Source organism: Pseudoalteromonas sp. CO109Y, assembly GCF_004208935.1.
GTDB classification, from domain to species: Bacteria; Pseudomonadota; Gammaproteobacteria; order Enterobacterales; family Alteromonadaceae; genus Pseudoalteromonas; species Pseudoalteromonas shioyasakiensis.
The window spans coordinates 342,554-363,908 of the sequence record NZ_SGPD01000042.1 but is presented as its reverse complement, the minus strand read 5'-3'; the positions used below and the strand labels follow the sequence as shown (position 1 = coordinate 363,908).

Genomic DNA, 21,355 nt, shown 5'->3' with positions numbered 1-21,355 from the left:
CCCTCAGTTAGGACCAAATTTGCTTAAACACTATTTACATATATACAACACGGAACATAGAATGCAAATGATAACTAATATCATTAATTTTAAGTGGAGTATTTATGAGATTTATTAGTTCGCTGCTGTTATTAAGTTCAACTCTAATAGCCTGTTCGTCTGTTTCAGAGGCTAAGACATATAATGGAGCGGAGTGTTATCAGTGCACTAGCTTAGAGAGGCAATCTAAAGCAAATTCATGGGCTATGAACAACATTAGCAAATCAAACCTTGGCTCAAGCAATTCTAAAACGGTTCATGTTGTAGATTTATATAACAAAGAAATTTCTACATACAAAGTTTGGTTGGAGTCAACGCCACTTCCACCACCAAGACCACCAGAGGTTGCCCCTAGGTCATCTTTAACAGCAACTTCTAGCACAGTGCAGAGATACATAGAAGATGTTAAGAGTTCAATTCAAAGTCTACATGCAAGCGCCCAAAATATAGAGATACAAACTGGTGGAAGCACTGGTATTGATAATGCGTGGTCATTTGTAAATTGTGCATTTTGCAAATCTGAAATTAACTCTCAGCTAAATGGCAGTATTTATTCTTCAATGAGAACAGCTGAAGCAAGTTTGATCTCAATTGGTAAAGCTTTTGGTTTGATTAAAACTGATATTCCAGATCAGTTTATTATACCGCTGTCATCAGGAGGGCATATCAAAGTGTCTCTTAAATTACTTTCGCAGCCAATTAAAATTGAAGCAACAATAAATGAAGTTGTAGATGAGAATGGAAATATAATTCCTAAAAATGCAAAGGAGCTAGCTGATTTGAGAATTAGAGTAGGTACTATTTCTCAAGCAAATAGTATTAATATTACCATAAAAAATTTCAACTATTTTATCCCTATCAGAACAGGAACGGTTACAATCAAAGATTGCTCAGGTATTAATGCGCCTGCCTGTGGTGGTTAAATTTAAGTTAAAATAAATGATTGAGGGTTGCTAAACCCTCAATCATTAAAGTTTGCTCATTATCTAATCGGGTTTTACTTTATTATCCTTTGATTGCAGATGTAGCGTAAATGATTTTCGCGGTTAAATATAAGCGTGAAGCTTCTGCATTTTTCTAACTCAAGCCTATGAGTTCTATTAGTAGAAAAGTGACTAAAACTACTATTAACAGAATCAATATAATTCCCCTTTTTAAGTTTAGTTATAGGTATGTTGAGTCATGGGCTTTACTACCCAAATGCGGCTAACCCTTTTTCTTTTTAAGAACTTGTTTCAGTCTAAAAATCAATGTAATGAAGTAGGTGGTCTTAGTCACTTTCATTAAGTATAAATTTCCTCATAGCAAACTTATGTATTTGCACAGTACATAAAACAGGAGAAACTGTGTGAAGACATTACGCTTAAAGTTCGTTTTAGATTTAGTTCGAGTTATCGTGAATGTGATTTATATATTTGTGGTTATTGCAGTTGTATTTTGGGTCGTGGACTATTTTTCCATCTACAACGCTGCAACAAGTTACGCATTTTCTGGTATTGATGGATATGCACGACTTATTATCGCATTCATATTTGCAGAAATTTTAGGCTATGTAGAATCGAGCTTAAGAGAGAAGTACTTGTAATACTCAGCGCCCAATGGGCGCTTTTTTTAATGAAGTTTTTGGTCGAGGCGTTGACGTTATCGCTAAGTTATTTTTGGACTGAAGTGAGATTTAGCATAATCTTGTGGCTAAATTCGAATTAGTTTGGTCTAACTTACTAAAAATAGATTATCTAGCATATTTCTAGTCTCTTTTTTATTCACTCAAAACCAATGTCTGATAGTTATGTCTATGATATCGTGATACCAAACAGCATATACTAAATGGATGTTCGCGATATGACGAAATTAACAAAGCAACAAAAACGAGATAAGAAGAAAAAAGCCGCACAAAAAGCAAAAATCACTAAGCAACAACAAGAAGCATTTGAGAATAAAAAGCTTAAAAATATATTTGTAAATGGACGCAAAATTACTCGCCGTCAGTTCGATGCGTACTTTTACTCAAGAATGCCGCTTGTTCGATTCCAAGCCAATGAAGTCGAATGGTATTCGTTCTTAAACAACACTCTCCTTGGTATTATCTTCCAAGATTCTACAGACCGTGACTATGGCTTTGCTATAATGGGTCGAGATACTCGCAAGCTGTTCCGTTGGATTAACGGAAGCAAGGACTTTCATGCAACTCCAGCCAAAGCCAGAGAAGACATGGCTGTACTCATTAACTCAATATATGCAAATGACCCGCAAGACATCTACCCACAGGGCGATGAAATAGATGCAGTAATGGATCTGTTCAATGCAATCATTCCAGAAGATAAACAACATCACGGATATAAAATAATCGCTAATGAACCTCGTTTCGATGCAGGACGAAACATCATTAACGAAATTGCAAACTCGTTTGTTGATAATGACGGTCACTTTGTTCGCGAGTTCCAATCAGTGAACTTTAATGCTCGTCTTTGGGAGATGTACTTACACGTGTACTTGCATACTCAAGGTCTGCAAATCAATAACAACCATGCTGCACCAGATTTTGAAGTAAATTACTTCGATGAGAAATACTTTATTGAAGCCGTAACAGTTAATCCATCTGGCAACCCTGCTCGCCCTGATCTACCACCACCAGAAGATCATAAAGACATTGCTGAGCGACTAACCGACTACATGCCGATCAAGTTCGGCAGTCCTCTGTTCTCGAAGCTCAAGCACAAATACTGGGAGAAAGAGCATGTTAAAGATCACTCACTGATTTTTGCAATTCACGACTATCACAATAACAACTCTATGACTTGGTCACGGACAGCGTTGTCTGAATATTTATATGGCGTAAGATCCCGCTATGTCGAAGGAAAACCAGTGCTTGAAAAAATCAAGTTCCACGAATGGGATGGTAAGAAAATTCCGTCAGGGTTCTTCAATCAAGAAGGTGCCGAGAATATTAGTGCTGTTCTATTCAGCAACCAAGCAACAATACCTAAATTCAACCGTATGGGTAAAATTGCAGGCCTCGGTAGTAAAGATGTAACAATGCTCAGACAAGGCTTCTTGTATAATCCTGACGGTTTACATCCAATTCCGTTTACGAAAAATGTGGACGATTCCGACTATGAAGAATCATGGTCTGATGGACTGGTTATGTTCCACAACCCTAATGCTATACACAAGGTTAACCCTGATGCATTCTCGGATATCAGCCATATTTTCTACTCAGAAGAAGAAGGGTTTACTGGTTTCCACCAGCCTTATGATGTGCTCAACTCCATGACGGTTGTTGTGGCAAAAAAGCCCTAGGCTGAAGTGGACGACGCTTAATTGCCTATAATGAGGTGCTGTATAGTACCTCTATTCTTTGATTTCTAAATGACTTGCTTTAGCGGTTTAAAAATCTATCTTATCAAGCCACTCGACATGTTTTGCACGCTCTTCTAGTTGCCATTTCAAATTCCAAACCCATTCATTAGGTCTTGGTGAACAGTCCGAGCATTTATCACAGTGCCTTTGCTTAAATCCTAAGACTACTCCCACAGAACTATCAAATGCTTCGATCAACAAGTTTCCAGTGACACCTATGTGTTTGTGCTTTAAGCAAGTCATAATAGGCATACTCAAAGAGTGCATCCCTAACTGTTGGGCTATCATCCCTCGCGGTCGGTAATCAACAAACATGTGCTCACAATGACCAATAACATTTGTAGGATCATAATTGGCTAAACCTATTGCTATAAAATGACCTTCTCTCGAAGAAGGATCGTCTGGGTCCATACCAAGATTCTTAGCCCTATCCGTAAACAATTGTTTTTGATCTTCGATAGTTGCCTCAAAAAATGACTTCGGTTCATTCTTATTGGCGATTTCTTTATCAAGTACATCCAAAAAATCCTGAGCACTAGGGCAATGCTCAATGATTAAAGCTCTAACGTCAAACTTAACAATAGTTTTAAGCTCTGACTGTATATTGAACATTAGGTAAAGCAGCTCAATTTTCCTCATGTCGCTTATAATTGATAAGTACATCAATACTGTGTGCAGCATTTTTTCAAACCACTCATCCAAGAATACGATCGCTTCATTTGAGCCACGTGCATTATGAATAGTTTTAAACGTACCTAGAGACAAAGCTAAATCACACATCAAATCAGCCAAGATATTAAACTGACTGAGGTTAATGAATCTATGGCACAGGTTTATGATTTTTTGCAACTGAGCACAAGCATCATGGTATTGCTTGTGTATTTCTCTGTTCATAAACAAATATTCAAAACTGTCAGGTTTGAAATTTTGATTTGAATGATGCTGTGCATATAGTTGCTCTACCTTGAAGCTAAATAGCGAACTTCTAGCCTTAGCTATTGCGGTAAGCCGTAAAGCACTCTCTCTTTGCTCTCTTGCAAAGACAACTAAGTATTCACATAGTTTCAACTGTTCTTCAATCTGCTCATTCTTTATTTTTTTATAAGGAGCAACCTTAAAGGCATAGTCAAAGTAAAGAGTAGCTAAAAAACGATCTTTGGCTGGCACAACGCGAGATTGAATTATGTCACCAGCTTGATGATATAGTTCACCATATGACCCAGCAATGAGGAGTTGCTCTAACTTCATATGATAAGCTTTAAACAAAGCATCACCAACTTGTTCAATACATTTGTTTAAAGCTTCTGGTTGCAGAGTTTTACAGTTGTTTACCGCAAGCTTAAGGTCTCTTAAAGACAGAAAGTCCCAACATTCTTGTACTGACACCAACAGTTTATCAAATGCTGTGGAATCGTTTCTTTCCAGCTTATTTTCAACAGGTAAATGAACAGTCAAAGTATCAGTAGATGAATTTCTTACTTTCTCCAAGATCTTTTGATTGTTAGTCACAGAAACCCAGTAAACATCTTCTTTAGACACTTCAACAACCACCAAAATCACTGGAATATTGAAGTTGAGATAATACTGAAGACGGGCGCGAGAAACCGAGAAAGACAGCTTATGTCCACCCTCAATAAATGAACATCTTTCTTGACCTTTAAGCTGAATTTTAAAAACGCTCTCTTGACCAAGAGCTATACCGTTTGCATCTTTCAGTTCAATTTCACAATCAATACCATGATCATCTTGGTCTTCTTGACTTCGGATAATCCAATTAAGTGGCGCTTTGTAGTTAAAAATTCTCCCTGCGGCTGCGCCGATCTCACCTGCATTCATACTGACCCCTGATAACCTTGAAGATTTTTACTCTAACAGGAAGCTAGAATAATTCAAATTACATAGAGCAAGTCATGTTAAGAGTTATGTCAGAGTATTCTAATTACTACAAAATTTGAACCTAAGGCATGTAAGCTATAAGCATACAAAATTAACTTGGGCAGAGACCATTTAGGCGAATGTCCGTTTTACAGAGTCAAGCTAATTCGCTAAGTTGTTGTGGCCCTCGCTAAACACTCAAAACGGGCCTTAGGAAGCATGTTTTAAATAGCTTTAGATAGAGAGAAGTTATTTGAACCTGCATTATTAGTATTACATCAAGGTAAGTTAATGAAAGCTGAGCGCTATAATTTATTAATCACTCATAAATTAAACTCTTCATGTAACCTTAATTGCAAGCATTATTGAATTTCAGTAAAATTTATCATTTATCAAGTTAATAAACTTGGTTCTAATAATTATTCTATCTTTCAGTATCTCAGCTTCTCGCTCCGTCAACAGTGGCAGATTTGTTTTCTTGTCATACCTTGTTGGCATTTCATTGAGTAGCTGCTTATAAAAGCGCTGTGTGTCTTGCTGTATTTTTGTTGAAGCTACGATGAGAAAGACTTTGTCATATAATTTCTGCTCACCAAAGAGTGCGCTTTTAAATTTTAAAATACTTTGTTCATGCTGTTGTTTTCGCTTGAATGAGTGCTCTATTTCAATTGCAGCGACTTCGTTATTGTTTAGCAATACTAGCGCATCAACGTTTTTTACATCATTTGATGGAAATAGGCGTTTAAACTCTAACTCAGTCAAATAGGCTTTCCATAGCGGATTCGGTGTACCATCTGTATTACTATTTTGAATACCAAGCGCGAGAACTAAGCTTAAAATGCTGTCATGCATAATGGAATTTTGATTCACTTGGTGTATTGGCTCTGATGTTGAGCGATAAGGGAAGTCAATTTGTGTTAATTCACGCGCATATTGAGCGCCTGTATATGATAATACATAGACGCGACCATCTGCCGCACGAATTGTTTTCGCTGCTTGAAGTAATCCCATACCGACGAGTTTGTTTAAAAACTCTAAGGTTTTTGCTCTACTTGTTTGCCATATCTCTGCGCATACAATGGCTGATACAAATCCAAACCGCATTGCATATTTTATTGTCCACTCTAGTTTTACTTGGCCTTGTTGTCGTCGGTTTTTATATTTTTTGTAATGCATATCGATGTCAAAGTAGGGCAGATATACATTACTGTTGGTAATATCGGAAGTATCTTTATCTATCGTCATTTTTTATCTCCATCGTGATTTGTTTACTAGGAGATATGAAGGTTTGAGTGATACGAATTTTGCTAACATAGCGAAGAATTATCGTTTTTCATTAGGAGAAGCATTTGCTTCACCACACCTAATGAAACTACTTATAAATAAACTAAATAAGACGTTTCACTTCATTAATCGCAAAGGTTTCACTTTGCGATTAAACGCTTACAACCCACGCCAGCTCTAATGTTGACATCCGTCAACGAGCTAGCTCCACGAAGCGTTCGCTTCTAGGGTTGACGCTTAGCGCATGTCCGGCTTGCGCCGCACTAACCCCCCTTTTGCCATGCCAGGCTGCGCATTGATAAATCATGTTGCTTGTAAAGCTGGCAGTCGTTCGTGTCCTCACTTTTAGGTTTACTGTTTCATTGCTTCGCTATTTCACAGTAAATTTTTGCTCCACAAAAACAAAAGCGGGGTTAGTCCGCCACAGTCGGACATGCGCTGCTGCGCTCGAAAATTGGCTTCGCAATTATTCTTACTACGCGATTTATTGAGTTGTTTCACAACTGCTTTTTGTTGCAGTCAAAGCGGTTGCTTTGATACGAGATGACGCTTCGCTTTGTAATTAACACCAGAACACTTTCTGCATAATCTACTTTTATTAATCTTTGATAATGCGTATACGATTATCTCGTTGACAAAAAACAGATACAGAATCTCGAATTGTAGCGGGACGAGTATCTTTGCTTTTATTAATAAACAAGCTCTACAAAGAGCCTAGGAGAACGAATTATGAGATAGATAAGATGGTTTGCCTGCACAGCATTAGCTGTGGTTGAGCCGTAAACAGGCTGGTGTTTAGCGCTGCACGAGAAACAAAGCCATTGATAAAAGCAGTCAACACTTTTTATCTTTGAAAACTTTTTAGCCGATAAAAGTTTTTATAAAAATATGTTTGCAAATGAGTTTTAAATTCTTAAAGTCAAATAGCGCCAAAACGAAAATTAAGGTGCAATTATGACAGACTTACTAAGTTTAAAACTATTCGGCCATTGTTCTGTAGAGCCATTTATTGAAGAAGATATAGACACACAAATAATGCAAACAGATGTATGTGATGACATACTGACCAACCCTTTGAACCTCTCAGCGCAGATAGATATGACTGCAGCAACTGCTTGCGTGCTTTTAGATGAAAGTGATATTTCAGAGCCCCTCATAGAGCCTGTATCGCTAATAGATATTAATGACAACTTAGCTTTGTCAGATTCAATATCAAGTACCGATGAATGTCATGTAAACCACACAGACCATAGCTTCATGTTATCGGATGAAGGCGGGATCATAACGTTTGATGACGACCATGGTGCGACGGACTGGGGATTTGATGATGCAGGTATCAGTGATAATACAGATTATTAATCGGTGACTGTCAATTTAGATTTGAGCAAAATTTTCTCAGCTAATACAAAAAGTTGGTAATCAAATTCTCGTTAGTTTTAGTTAATGTCCTTACCAAAGCCCACATCAGTGGGCTTTTTTGTGTTCAAATTCCAATAAGGCCTGTTTTATATGTATTTAAGACTTCGCCCAGATTTAACTGTAAATTCTTGCTAGTTTATTCCTCAAAACGAATATAACTAAAGGTGACTCGAAGATACCTAAAGCAAACCAAAGCAACCTGGTAGGATTGACCCTATTCTATAAAGCTGACGTTTTGCTAATAAATCTCTGACTCAAAAGGAGTTAACCTAATATTGTAAAGCTCTGTTTTGAGCGAAGACTTTGTGAAATCTGCTTCTTTCTTTAATTTCTTTAGCTCTAAGTTAGAAACTGTTGAAGGTGATTACGACTTTAATATTTTCTTATGTTCTGAATATGCTGTTTTCTGGCAAAGTAAATCAACCTCAAAAACTACTTAAAAAACTAAAAATAATATTTTAAGACTAATAAAAAAGTGTGTCGCAAATTTACTGTTTTAGCGTTATTGTAAGTAGGTACAAAGTATTGAGGGGAACCCTAAATGGACAATTGCAGCGTTCTTATCATTGATGATGAAGAAATTAATACCTTGCAGCTGGAGCATGCTTTAGAAGGAATTGGAGATATTTCAACTTCTAACAACAGCTCTGAAGCAATACTGCTGATTGAAAAAATTAGACCAGACATTTTGATTCTTGATTTAGAAATGCCTAAAGTCAGTGGTTTTGACATTTTAGAAGTGATACAGCAAAAGCCTACTTTGGCACATATTAGAACTGTTGTTATTACGTCTCACAGCGATCCTGAGATTGAAGAAAAAGCCTTATCTTTAGGCGCGATAGACTTTATTTCTAAACCGCTAAACCTCAGACTTTGTCGAATTCGTATTGAAAATCATATAAAAATCAGAACGCAAGAAAAGGTATTACAGCTAACACAAGAAGAACTATTTGCTGAAAAAGAGCAGTTGAGAATTACGATAGATTCGATTGCAGATGCAGTTATTTCTACTGATAAAAATGCAAATATTGTGTACATGAACCCTGTAGCACAAAGACTAACAGGATGGTCACAAACTGCAGCAAAAGGTCGCCATATTGAAGAAGTCATGAAGTTATGCGACGCGACAACTAAAATACCGTCCATTAATCCTTTATCTGTTGCTTTAAAAGAAAATAGACCTGTCGCCATGGCTTTAAATACGCAATTGATTAGTAAGCAAGGAATTGAACATCGAGTTGAAGATAGCGCAGCTCCAATTCTTGATAAAAACCATAATCAATGCGGCGCTGTTATGGTATTTCAAGATGTGAGCGAAGCCTTAGCTATGTCGATGCAGATGACATATCTATCTCATCATGACCAATTAACATCATTACCAAATCGAGTATTACTTCACGATAGACTTACGCAGGGTATTGCTAGGGCTGCTTTTAATGACACTAAGTTAAGCTTAATGTTACTTGATCTAGATAAGTTTAAGTTTATTAATGATGCCTTAGGGCACCATATCGGTGATGAGATAATTGCACATATTGGTCATAGTTTAGACCGATTTGCATGTAACGACATTACTGTTGCTCGTGTTGGTGGGGATGAGTTTGCACTAGTTGTTCCTCACTCGGCTAATTCTTTAAGTTTAGAGCCATTAGTCAGTCAGGTTCTTAGTGTTATTAGCAAGCCATTTAGATCTGGTGGTGAACAACATGTTCTTTCAGCAAGTTTAGGCATAAGTGTGTACCCTGATGATGCATCAAGTGTAGAAGAAATGCTTCGCCATGCAGACTCCGCAATGTACAAAGCAAAAAACGAATCTGCTAATAGTTACTTCTATTTTAGTGATGATTTACAGGTTGAAATGAATAGGCGTCTTGAGGTTGGAAATAAACTAAGAAAGGCATTAGATGAAGATGATCTCGACGTTCATTATCAACCTAAATATGATTTAAACACTGACACACTGATTGGTGTAGAAAGCTTAGTTCGTTTAAAAGATGGGCAAGGTGGCTTTATTTCTCCTGTTCACTTTATTGAATATGCAGAAGAAACGGGGCTTATTTTTCGCTTAGGAGAACAAGTTCTTGAAAAGAGCTGTATTGCAGCGAAAACTTGGCTTGATAAAGGTCTGCCTATTAAAGTAGCAGTAAATATATCTGCGAAACAATTCACAGATACTAAACTTGTAGATACTGTTGCCGAAATTCTTGAAAGAACCCAATTACCAAGTCGTTATTTAGAGTTAGAAGTGACAGAGTCGGCCTTAATTGAAAACTTTGATTATACTGTAAGTCAATTAAAACTTATCTCTGGTATGGGGGTCAGTATTGCTCTTGACGACTTTGGAACTGGGTATTCCAGTCTTTCATACTTAAGGTTGTTCCCGCTAAATGTGCTAAAAATAGATCAGTCTTTTGTGCGCGATATGCTTAACGATGAGCAAGCGCTCAATATTGTAACGACTATAATTGAACTAGCTCACTCTTTAAAACTCCAAATTGTGGCTGAAGGGATTGAAACTTTAGAGCAAAAAGATCGACTGCAAGAGCTTGGCTGTCAAATAGGCCAAGGTTATTTACTTAGTAAACCATTGAGATTCGACAACGCTGATAAACTAATTCAAACCAGTAAAGCTGAAGGAATATTATGCCCTTAAGTTTAAAACCATTATCACAATGTAAAGTATTCATTGTTGATGATGATGAGATGGTAAGGCTAAGTTTAGGTGTAATTTTAGAAGAGCATTTTGCTGTTGATGCATACTCTTCTGGTCAGGCTGTTTTAGAAGCCTGTGAGGATTTACTTCCAGATTTGATTTTACTAGATATTAATTTACCGGATATAAGTGGTCTGGATATTTGTAGGCGACTTAAGGCTAAAGCTACATTCGAAAATATCCCAATAATTTTCATCACTTCGACTTACGATACAGAGTGTCAAAATGCATGCTGGGAAGCCGGAGCTACCGATTTTATTGGTAAACCCATCACAGCATCCACGTTGATACATCGTACAAAAAATCACTTAGAGAATAAGCTTCGATTAGAAAAACTAATAGAGCTTACCTATAAAGATCCATTGACAGGCTTATTTAATCGGCACTATTTAGACCTTGAAGTTGCTAATGTTTTTAAACAAACTTCAAGAGAGAAGAAACCGTTCAGTTTGCTAATGCTTGATCTAGATTTCTTTAAGTTATACAACGATCAATACGGGCACCCGCAAGGAGATGCTTGCCTGAAACTAATTGCTGATGTTATTGAGCGTTCTATTCAACGACCTCAAGATATAGCAATACGATATGGTGGCGAGGAGTTTCTTATCATACTGCCATACACTGACTTCGAAGGTGTTAAATTCATATGTGACCGTATATCAACTGAGCTTGAGACGATTAATATCCCGCATGTTAAGTCTATTTGGGGCCGCGCGACAGTCAGTATCGGTGGGGTTATCTATGAGCATCAAAATAAGGTGAGCTTTAATGAGCTAATTAATTGCGCAGATAAGGCGCTTTATGCGGCTAAAAGTGATGGGCGAAACTGTTTTAGGCTTAGTTTTTGTGATTGATTTAGGCTTTTCTTACTGCTTTTTGTAGAAACCTCAGGAACATAGCCTATACTTTGGAGATTGTTAACTTACCAAGAAATACAATGGAACATTCCCATAAGCGTCGAGACTTTCTAAAAACACTCGGTGTTGGTGCTGCGGCATCAACACTTGCGTTTAAAGCCCCTTATGTTTTTGCAAAGAACAAAGTAACCCTTCGTGTAATGGGAACACATGTTACGTTGCAAGAAGAGCTTAGACAAAGAGCAATGCGCGAACTAGGTATAAACATTGAGTTTTCGCCAATGGGAAGTGCCGCCGTTTTGCAAAAAGCAGCAGCAGACCCGAGCTCTTTTGATTTGTATGAGCAATGGTCTGACTCTATTAATATTTTGTGGCAAGCTGATGCAATCCAGCCAATCGAGGTTGATAGACTTGTTTATTGGGATGAAATAAACCCACTTTCCAAGACAGGCAAAATTGTACCGGATGCAAAGTTAGGTTCAGGCGATTCACCAAATAAGCTTCTTTATGCACAGCCGGATGGTTCGTTAGGAGAAACACCATCCAAATTAATTAGCTTCATGCCTTATGTACATAATGTCGATTCATTTGGCTATAACACGAATGTTATTGAAAAAGGTATTCCCTACGAAACAGAATCTTGGGCATGGTTATTAGATGAAAAGAATAGAGGGAAAGTAGCATTAGTGAATGCACCAACAATAGGCATTTTTGACGCTGCTCTAGCTGCTCAAGCTAAAGGATTAATGAAATTTAATGATTTCGGCAATATGACTATTGCCGAGATTGACCAATTATTTGCCATTTTATTTGAAAAGAAACGGCAAGGTCATTTTTCAGGTTTTTGGACGTCAGTACCGCAATCTGTTGATTTTATGAAAATGAACCGTGTGACAATTCAAAGTATGTTCTCACCAGGTGTCAGTGCGCTAAATGGGCAAGGCATTCCAGTAACTTATGCATCGCCAAAAGAAGGTTACAGAGCATGGCATGGAGTTATGTGTTTATCAAAAAATACCCATGGGCATGTTAAAGATGCTGCGTATGAGTATATGAACTGGTGGTTATCTGGCTACCCAGGTGCATTTATAGCAAGGCAAGGATATTACATTTCTAACCCTAGTCGTAGCCAACCGCTTATGTCTAAACCTGAGTGGAACTATTGGTATGAAGGACAAGAAGCGTCAACTGACTTGAAGGGAACAGATGGAAAAGTATCTATTAAAGCAGGCGAAATAAGGGATGGTGGCAGTTATATTAAACGGTTTTCGAATATTGCGGTTTGGAATACTGTGATGCCAAATTATGATTACAGTTTAGATAAGTGGTATGAACTACTTAACGCATAAGGAAGTAAATTGTTAAGTTTTTTTTCAAAGTCTCTTGCTGTCAAAATGTCGCTAGCAATGGTGCTTGTCTTAGTCGCTATGAGTGTGAGTTATTTGATTATGAATCAAAGACTTAAAACGATTGAGGACTCTTTTAATAACATCGGTAAGATTAGCAACTATGCTGTAGATATTTTAAAAATTAATAAAGATATTGTTGAGATGCAAAGGGATATCTCAGTTTATGGTGCATCAGGTAGTGCACCCGTTTTTAAAAAAATCATGGAAAATTTTGAAAGTATTGAAAAGCGATTAGCTGAAATTAATGTAGTAAAAGGCGCAGAAAGTATTCAAATTCATCTTGATGGTATGACGGAGCTTGTAAGTCGTTATAGCGCTAATTTAAAAGTACTGACATTTCGCTTTACACGACGGAATGACTTAATTGAAAAAGAATTACCGCAAATTTATTTGAACGCAATTTCACTTCTTGAAAATTTAAAAGCGAAGGCTACTGATACAAATGAGAAGTTGTTTGTTACAGAGTACCTTAACCTATGGCATATGCTGCATCGTGATGCTTATCAATTTTTAACAAAAAAAGATTATGCCAAAAGAGTTGAAGTTGAAAAAATACTGAACTCGCTATCTAAAAACGTTGCAGATAAATCTAAATTTAAAAATATGATCGATTTGTCTAATAGCTATCGAAATACTTTTTCAAAAAGTGTTCAGGCTAATCGAAACTATTTAAGCTTAGTAAATGTAGTAATGGCTGGAGATGCAATTGAATTTAGTACGCTTGCAAATAGTTTAAGGGAAGATTCGTTAACTCAGCTAAAACAAATAAAACGGGATGCTCAAAAAACGGTTTCAATGACAGAAAGCATTTTAAATGCACTTGCTTTGATGGTTGTTATTTACATTGTCACTCTATCAGCATTCTTTCACTTGCAAATTACACGTGCGATTAAACGCTTAACAAATAGCTTTACACATTTCTTAAACGGAGATTTGGAAGCTCCGATTTATGATTTAAAACGAAAAGACGAAATTGGTATTTTAGCCGAGGCTGCTAATAAGTTTAGAGAACTAAGTAAAGACCTTTCTGAAGCGAAGCAAAGCGCGGAGCATACAACAAAAGTTAAATCAGAGTTTCTAGCCAACATGAGCCATGAAATTAGAACTCCTATGAATGGCATTTTAGGTATGGCTCGCCAGCTAAGCCGCACGACGCTCACACCAGAACAAAGCAAGATGCTACATCTGATACAGTCTTCAGGTGCAAGCTTATTAGTTATTATCAACGACATTCTTGATTTGAGTAAAATTGAGGCTTCTAAAATTGAGCTTGAGTCTGAGCCTGTAGATTTAAGCTACCTTTTAGAAGAGCTTAAACATTTATTTCAGGAACAAGCAAACAGTAAGAATATTCAGCTTTGTATCTCTACGTCTCCGGAAGTTGAAAAATTGGCTTTTTTGGCAGATGAAACACGATTAAAGCAGGTATTAATTAATCTACTGGGTAATGCTGTAAAGTTCACAGAGCGAGGCAGTGTTTCTTTAACAGTTAACATACAAGAGATTGGACTTGATGAAGTAAAGCTGACATTTAATGTTTCTGACACAGGGATTGGGATTGCAAGTGAACACTTGAGTACACTATTTGAAGCATTTTCTCAGGCAGATACGTCTATCACAAGGCGTTTTGGTGGTACAGGCTTGGGCCTCACAATATCAAATAAGTTATTAGATTTGATGGAAGCACCTCTACAAGTTGAAAGTGTATTGGGGGAGGGATCTCACTTTTACTTTGATTTAAAATCAAAGCGCACATTGGCTTCAATGGATTTTGACCATGATAGCGCTGTGCTAATGTCGCAAAAAGAAGACATTGATTTATCGAATATTAATGCCCTTGTAGTTGAAGATAATGACATTAATCAGATAGTAATTGAAGCGATGCTTAATGAATTTAATATCACCTCTATAAATATGGCAAATAATGGTCAGGAAGCTGTTGAACAATGTGAACTAGGCGTATTTGATATCATCTTTATGGATATGCAAATGCCAGTATTAGATGGCCCCCAAGCCGCTGTAAAAATCAGAGAGTTTTCTGCTTTCAAACATACGCCAATTATTGCTTTAACTGCTAATGTATTAAGTGCTGATAAGCAACGCTGTTTTGACGCCGGAATGGATGATTATATCGCAAAGCCACTCGAGTATGACGCTTTAAGGTCTATCTTGCTAAAGTGGTGTAGAACAAATATTGAACGGACATAGTATGAATATTCATGATAAAGGTGGTACAAGTTTTGTTGGTTCGAAGGTATTTTTAACAGTAGTTTCCTTTGTGTTTTGCATTTTTGGCTTATTCGCAGTTTATTTTTTTGAAGGGCACGTTAAAAATGATGTTTTAGGCTCAATTGATCAAGAGTTTTCTGAGACTCAAGAGCGCTTAAAAGAAATAGTAACTAGTTCAATTACTGAGTCAAAATCAGATCTCCGCTTTTTATACTCGACTCCCCCCATATCTGGTTTACCAAGAGCTGAATTTAATGATGGAATTGATCCATACGATGGTACTACATACAACCAGTGGAAAGAGCGTCTAGAAACCATATTTATTGGCTTTATGGAGAATAACCTTGCTGTTGAGCAACTCCGTGTTATTGCTGTTACGGCCGAAGGTAAAGAGTTAATACGCGTGCAACGGGTAGGCGCATCTGTGGAAGCTGTGCCTGATTACTCATTGCAGGCTAAAAGTGGTGAGCCATACTTTTTACCAAGCTCTCAGCTCGAAACGAGTCAAATTTACATGTCATCACTTACTTTAAATAAAGAATTTGGTGAAGTGGTTTTTCCCTACCAGCCAATGTTACGTTTTTCTATTCCCATCTTTAGTGATAAAGGAAAGCGGTATGCATTTTTAATTATGAATGTAAATGCGAATTCACTCATTAATAATCTTAAACAAACAGTTTTCGATTACTCTGAGTTAATCATTAGTAGCTCTGAGGGGGACTTTGTTTACCATCCTATTGAAGAATATCAATTTTCACGAGACTTAAATCCTGACATAACGTGGGATAAACTTTACAAGCAGAAAATAAAATATCAGGGGCTGTATACGATAGAACCAAAACTTAACCCTGAATTACAGTTTTATGTTCATTCGGAAAAGGTACAAACGAGGCCAGGTAAAAAGTATGGGTATATAAACTTTAGTCTTCTAGTTCCTGATAAACATATAGAGGCATTGATTAATGAGAAGCGTATCATTACATACAGTTTTTTAGTTGCAGTCATAGCTTTCACCTCTGTGCTATTAATCATGTTTTATCGAAATGCGACAAGAAGTCAGTTATTAGCAGAAGCTCGCAGAGAAGCATCTGCAATAGTTGATGGGTCTATTGATGCAATCGTTGGGTTAAATCTAGAGGGGGAGTTAACAAGTATAAATAATACAGCGGAGCGTTTGTTATCAATTTCTAAAGTGACAGCATTAGGGAAACCAGCAAAAGACATTGAGTTTCTCTCAAAATTACCGACCCACACCTACATTAATGATATACAAAGCTCAAAATCACAAATTAAAGATGAATTATCTGAACAAATTGGCGAAACAACGCTTCATTACGCTATATCTGTTAGTCCCGTTTTTTCTGAGCATAATACCTTAATCGGGCTTGCTTTAATTATTAGGGATATAACAAAAGAAAAAGATGCAGAGATAAAAGTAAAACGATTAAATACAGAACTAGAAGCGAAAGTTCGAAAGCGTACTCAAGCGCTTGCAGAGGCCAAAGATGATGCTATTAAGCATAGCGATATAAAAAGTGCTTTCATATCGAATATAAGCCATGAGCTCCGTACTCCGCTTAATGGAGTAATTGGTACTTTAAATATTTTAAAACGAGAAGAGTTGTCTGATAAATCACGAAACCTTGTTGAAATGATGGAGCAAAGTGCGTCAAATTTAAATCTATTAATTAATGACATACTTGATTTATCAAAGATCGAAGCAGGTAAATTGGATCTAAATCTTAAAACAATCAATCTACAACTGCTAATTGAAAGGCTAGTTGAATCGAGTGCTATTAGAGCCTTTGATAAAGGGTTAAATGTATATTTAGATACCAGTGACTTAAACTGTGAGAATGTTAAAACAGATCCGCTCAGACTCACCCAAATTTTAAATAACTTAATCAGTAATGCGATAAAATTTACTGATAAAGGCTATATCAAAGTCATTGTTAGTTCTGAGCGCATATCAGAAGGTACACACAATTTAAAAGTGAAGGTCCAAGATACGGGAATAGGGATCGCGTCTAGTACACAAGGACAATTATTTGATGCGTTTCAGCAGGCAAGTACAGCAATATCAGAAAAGTTTGGGGGGACCGGACTTGGCTTGTCTATTTGTAAACAATTATGCCAATTAATGGATGGAGACATCTCTGTCAGTTCAACTTTAAATCAGGGCAGTGTTTTCACCTTCAATATTAAAGTTCGCTGCAATGGAGAAAACTCTCAGGGTACTGAAAAATGCTATGAGAATAAAGCCATTTTGGTGGCGAGCAGTAATCCAAATATTTGGGAGGTTTTAGATAAGACAATCAGTTTGCTAGGCGGTATTGTCAGCACATGCTCTATGGCAGAGCTTGGCGCACATAAAAGCAAAGTTTTTGACTACGTGTTCTTAGACTATGAAGATGATACAACGAATAACATAGGTTCTATTATTGAAGTTTTAAGCGAAAATAACCAAAGCGCTCAGTTTATAACACTTCATCAGCCAGGAAACCCACTTCCTAAAGGTATTGCGTCAAAAGTTTCTCAAATTACAAAGCCTGCAACCCAAACAGAGCTGGTGCAAGTAGCTGGCTATGAAGTGCCAAAAAGTGAACCATTATATGTACTTTCTGAAACTAGCGGCTTTGAACTTGCAGATGATGTCATTGAGCAATTAAAAGGTTGTACGGTATTGATTGTCGATGATAACGAAATCAACATTGAAGTTGCTAAAGGCGCATTAGATGAGCTGCCTATAAATATTTTAACAGCAAGTAATGGACAAGATGCAATTGAACTTTTAAATCATTTCAATACAAATGAGAAGCAAATAAACTGCATACTGATGGATTGCCAAATGCCAATTTTAGATGGTTATCAAGTGTGTGAAAAAATACGCACAGGAAAAGCAGGAAAGTCGTTTATTGATGTTCCTATCATTGCAATGACCGCAAGCGCGATGGCTGGTGAAAAGGAAAAATGCTTAGCTGTGGGGATGAGTGATTATGTGAGTAAGCCAATTGAGGCAGTTAAAGTATTAGAAAAGGTCATCAAATGGTCTTTATCAAGCTACGAAGGGCAATCTAAAGCAATTCCTCTTGCCGGAAATGAACTCAAAGAAGAAAAGCTGTGGGACCGCGAACAAGCCCTTGCACGATTATTAAATAAAGAAGTCTTACTTAACAAAATTTGTGAAGTGTTTATTGTTAAAGCGCCTACTAAAGTGCAGGAACTAATAGAGCAACACAAACAAGGGAATAGTGAAGAAGTCCGACAAATAGCGCATGCGTTAAAAGGGATGTGTGGTGAAATAAGCGCTAACAAATTAAGAGAGTTATTCTCTGATATTGAGGTGATAGCAGAAAAAGGTAATTTGGACATAGGCACTCAGCTAGCCTCTGTTGAACAAATGATACCTAAGTTAGTAGAGGATGTTAAAAAAAGTACAACTTCTAGCAAGTAAACTCAGCTTAAGCCTAAAAGAGGCGAGGTCTAATATCTTAAAAGAGCGTTACCACCTTATGAAATTGTATAGAGCCGTCCGACGGATCTGACACATTTTTGTTCAATTATGAGTTGTTATACCAGCAGGCCGACAGGATAAACAACAAAGGATTACGGACAGTTTACGCAATTAAAACAGCTATTTTGTCTAATCTATGAGAGTACTAGTTTAATCTTACTTATCCGGGAAGGGAGTTATGGAAAAAGTAAAGCAAAACAGAAAAGAAAAACTTTCTATCTACTTGGCGAGAGATGGGAGCAAGCCAGACTCTGATGTTATAAAGTTAGAAAATACTAAGCAACCTATTGAGCTCTACTTACCAGAAACTGAATCAGCCCGTCTTTACATCAAAAAGCAGCCACCAAAAAATTCTCCTCCTTGGACTAGATTGTTTACAACAGATGCCCAAGTTAATGCGTCTGAATTCGGTACATCTTCAAATGTAGGGGCTGTATTTGTTGTAAGAATATCAGGAGCTACATTTGTACTGTCTTTTGGCACTGGTTTTCACCTTTTAAAACAAGAGTCTATTGAGCGTGATTTCGGTCTAAAAGTGACGCTGAACTCGGTAGATCCTGACAAACTTAGAAGCCTAGACAAAGCCAGTTATGACCACAATCCATTGAATTCAAGAACTCAAAGCACACGGGATGTAGATATATTTAATCTTCATCTGGATTCTGAGATGGAGATGCTTTATGCGGTAACAGGCACATCACTTGTAAAAGAGTTTGGTAGTCATGTAACTGGCAGGGATGCTCTGACAATAGCAGTAGAAACTAACCTTTCAGATATACCCGCGATTCTTTCAAAGTCCATCAAGCAATATCGTTCTAATCTTCCAGATAAATTTAGCTGGGTAGAAAATATCAATAGGGTTCGGGATTATGACGAGATTGAAATACTAGATTTGGAACTAGATCAATACTTGAGTAGTAACAATGTTGCTAATTTCTGGTTAGGGGAGCCAGAAATAGTAGACTGGGAAGGTCAAATCGGCTATTCATTTGATATGTATCAGAAAACTCTCCGACATGTGGTTTTATCTTTCGATGACTATATAGCATACCTGAATGATGTTCCCCCCACAGTTGAGTTAATGAAGAGTAACGTAGTTCACTTAAACAACAATGAGTATCAGTCTATTAAAAGTTGGCCTGTCTACCGCTGCTTGTATGCTGAAATTAAATTTGGAAACGATCATTATATTTTAAGAAATGGAGTATGGTACAAAGTAAACTGTGATTTTGTATCAGCAGTGGATGACTACCTCAGCGATATTGACATTCATCCATTCACTTTTCCCATATATTCTCATGACGACGAGGGCGACTACAACGAGCAGGTTGCAAAGGCAAGCAGCGTTTTTTGCTTGATGGATAAAAAGAATATTCAGATTGGTGGCCCATATGACAAGTTAGAGCACTGTGATTTGATAAAGGGTGGAAATGAATTTGTTCATGTCAAGTTATACAGAAGCTCGAGCACACTAAGTCACTTATTCTCTCAAGGGTTTGTTGCAGCGGAAGCGTTTATAAAAGACTCTGATTACAGAGAAAAGTTGAACCCCAAATTGCCAGCATCAATCAAATTGGCTGACCCAAAACCAAGGCCTGATCCAAGTGAGTATAGGGTGGTTTATGCAATTGCTACAACCAAAGATATACCGAAAGAGCTCCCATTTTTCTCAAAGGTGACATTAAAGAATTCTTTAAAAACTCTGCGGGCGCTAAATTACAATATTTCACTATCTAGAATAGATATTGACCAAAATTGGTTAAAGACTAAAAAGTGCAAACCAAAGAAAAGCTAATAAAGCACTGCTGTTGGAAAAATTGTCCGCTGCGCTCCAAAATTGCAGCAGAATGCGGCGTTATGTACCAGTGAGGAGTGTTTTGAAAAAAGGACTTATCTTGATAGTGGCTTTGCTTTTTGAGAGTAATTCATGTGCATAACCGAAGATGAGGTAAATTCGTAAGAAGCGTTATTTTTGACTAACCCGACAACTTTCTTCAGTCATCTTGAAGAGAGCATTTGAACCCTTGGGTTAGTTTTTTAACCATCTATTTTTATGTGTGGTGAGTAATAAATGCGGCGGACCTTAAAGCTAACCCATTATTATGTATGATGTAACTTTTTTTATAAACCATAAAAGGTTAAATAATGTGCGTTTGAACTGGTTTTGCTTGATATTTAAGCTTTAAACTGATCTGACCAGTACCGATTTATTCATAGATTTATTTTTTTCCATTTAAAATCACCAGCTTCCGATTGGTATCGTAATTACCTGTATACACAGTAGTTTTTTAAATGTAACCTTTTTCTCGAGGTAGATAATTCAAACATGAGAGCGGCTTAGATTTGCTTTAAAAAGCATATTTAGGCATTGTTTTTAGCTTATAATTATTAGGTTTTAAATGACTGAAGAAATAAGGGCAGCAGAAGCTGCTAAGATTCTAAATATAGGTACATCAACATTTAAGCGATATGCTAAAGAGCATAAAAATAGAGATATACTTGTTGTATTTCGTTACTCGCATAAAAATGTTACTTACTGCAAAGAATCTGTATTAGCTTTTAAATATGCCAATAAAGCTGATGTAAGTTAATAAATTTTATTTGAATCATAACACTTTAAATTAGAGCCACTTACATAGTTTTGTGGCTCTTTATT

13 protein-coding genes are annotated in these 21,355 nt (G+C 37.0%); 11 read left to right on the top strand and 2 right to left on the bottom strand.

Translation table 11 applies throughout. From position 1 onward, the window contains the following. Positions 1-104: 104 nt before the first annotated feature. From EXT43_RS19320 to EXT43_RS19310, 3 genes are all read left to right on the top strand, one after another. Entirely contained in the window at positions 105-962 is an 858-nt protein-coding gene (locus EXT43_RS19320) for a hypothetical protein (RefSeq protein WP_130167702.1), read from the top strand. A gap of 425 nt (positions 963-1,387) precedes the next feature. Further along, positions 1,388-1,624 (top strand): hypothetical protein, encoded by a 237-nt coding sequence (locus EXT43_RS19315; protein WP_130167701.1) that lies wholly within the window; start codon positions 1,388-1,390, stop codon positions 1,622-1,624. A 257-nt stretch (positions 1,625-1,881) separates the two neighbouring features. Next, positions 1,882-3,339, top strand: coding sequence for a hypothetical protein (locus tag EXT43_RS19310; protein ID WP_205990976.1), 1,458 nt, complete (start codon positions 1,882-1,884; stop codon positions 3,337-3,339). Between the two features lie 87 nt (positions 3,340-3,426). Here EXT43_RS19310 and EXT43_RS19305 read toward each other — a convergent pair whose 3' ends face one another. Next, positions 3,427-5,235, bottom strand: a complete 1,809-nt coding sequence (locus EXT43_RS19305; RefSeq protein ID WP_130167699.1) for a DUF4365 domain-containing protein — start codon at positions 5,233-5,235, stop codon at positions 3,427-3,429. Positions 5,236-5,646: 411 nt separating this feature from the next. Beyond that, a complete protein-coding gene (locus EXT43_RS19300; RefSeq protein ID WP_130167698.1) occupies positions 5,647-6,519 on the bottom strand; it encodes a hypothetical protein in 873 nt (290 codons plus the stop codon). 993 nt (positions 6,520-7,512) lie between these two features. Between EXT43_RS19300 and EXT43_RS19295 the strand changes: the two genes are divergently transcribed. The 8 genes from EXT43_RS19295 to EXT43_RS19260 all read left to right on the top strand — a co-directional run bounded on the left by EXT43_RS19295 (position 7,513) and on the right by EXT43_RS19260 (position 21,290). Beyond that, complete coding sequence (locus EXT43_RS19295; protein ID WP_130167697.1) at positions 7,513-7,917, top strand: hypothetical protein; 405 nt, start codon at positions 7,513-7,515, stop codon at positions 7,915-7,917. A 601-nt stretch (positions 7,918-8,518) separates the two neighbouring features. Continuing rightward, positions 8,519-10,630 carry an EAL domain-containing protein gene (locus EXT43_RS19290; RefSeq protein ID WP_130167696.1) on the top strand — a complete coding sequence of 704 codons (2,112 nt, stop codon included), beginning with the start codon at positions 8,519-8,521 and terminating at the stop codon, positions 10,628-10,630. Continuing rightward, positions 10,621-11,544 (top strand): diguanylate cyclase, encoded by a 924-nt coding sequence (locus EXT43_RS19285; RefSeq protein ID WP_130167695.1) that lies wholly within the window; start codon positions 10,621-10,623, stop codon positions 11,542-11,544. Before EXT43_RS19290 ends, EXT43_RS19285 begins: the two co-directional genes overlap by 10 nt. 83 nt (positions 11,545-11,627) lie before the next feature. Then, positions 11,628-12,896, top strand: coding sequence for a substrate-binding domain-containing protein (locus EXT43_RS19280; protein WP_130167694.1), 1,269 nt, complete (start codon positions 11,628-11,630; stop codon positions 12,894-12,896). Between the two features lie 9 nt (positions 12,897-12,905). Beyond that, positions 12,906-15,164 carry an ATP-binding protein gene (locus tag EXT43_RS19275; protein WP_130167693.1) on the top strand — a complete coding sequence of 753 codons (2,259 nt, stop codon included), beginning with the start codon at positions 12,906-12,908 and terminating at the stop codon, positions 15,162-15,164. Position 15,165: 1 nt separating this feature from the next. Next, positions 15,166-18,639 (top strand): ATP-binding protein, encoded by a 3,474-nt coding sequence (locus EXT43_RS19270; protein WP_130167692.1) that lies wholly within the window; start codon positions 15,166-15,168, stop codon positions 18,637-18,639. A gap of 238 nt (positions 18,640-18,877) precedes the next feature. Beyond that, positions 18,878-20,494: a TIGR04141 family sporadically distributed protein gene (locus tag EXT43_RS19265; RefSeq protein ID WP_130167691.1), complete on the top strand. Its 1,617-nt coding sequence runs from the start codon at positions 18,878-18,880 to the stop codon at positions 20,492-20,494. Positions 20,495-21,098: 604 nt separating this feature from the next. After that, positions 21,099-21,290 carry a hypothetical protein gene (locus EXT43_RS19260; RefSeq protein WP_130167690.1) on the top strand — a complete coding sequence of 64 codons (192 nt, stop codon included), beginning with the start codon at positions 21,099-21,101 and terminating at the stop codon, positions 21,288-21,290. The last annotated feature ends 65 nt before the right edge of the window (positions 21,291-21,355 follow it).

Coding starts and splice junctions, on each gene's coding strand:
- EXT43_RS19320 (WP_130167702.1), top strand. CDS start 105: ATGAGATTTATTAGTTCGCTGCTGTTATTAAGTTCAACTCTAATAGCC.
- EXT43_RS19310 (WP_205990976.1), top strand. CDS start 1,882: ATGACGAAATTAACAAAGCAACAAAAACGAGATAAGAAGAAAAAAGCC.
- EXT43_RS19305 (WP_130167699.1), bottom strand. CDS start 5,235: ATGAATGCAGGTGAGATCGGCGCAGCCGCAGGGAGAATTTTTAACTAC.
- EXT43_RS19300 (WP_130167698.1), bottom strand. CDS start 6,519: ATGACGATAGATAAAGATACTTCCGATATTACCAACAGTAATGTATAT.
- EXT43_RS19295 (WP_130167697.1), top strand. CDS start 7,513: ATGACAGACTTACTAAGTTTAAAACTATTCGGCCATTGTTCTGTAGAG.
- EXT43_RS19290 (WP_130167696.1), top strand. CDS start 8,519: ATGGACAATTGCAGCGTTCTTATCATTGATGATGAAGAAATTAATACC.
- EXT43_RS19285 (WP_130167695.1), top strand. CDS start 10,621: ATGCCCTTAAGTTTAAAACCATTATCACAATGTAAAGTATTCATTGTT.
- EXT43_RS19280 (WP_130167694.1), top strand. CDS start 11,628: ATGGAACATTCCCATAAGCGTCGAGACTTTCTAAAAACACTCGGTGTT.
- EXT43_RS19270 (WP_130167692.1), top strand. CDS start 15,166: ATGAATATTCATGATAAAGGTGGTACAAGTTTTGTTGGTTCGAAGGTA.
- EXT43_RS19265 (WP_130167691.1), top strand. CDS start 18,878: ATGGAAAAAGTAAAGCAAAACAGAAAAGAAAAACTTTCTATCTACTTG.
- EXT43_RS19260 (WP_130167690.1), top strand. CDS start 21,099: ATGACTGAAGAAATAAGGGCAGCAGAAGCTGCTAAGATTCTAAATATA.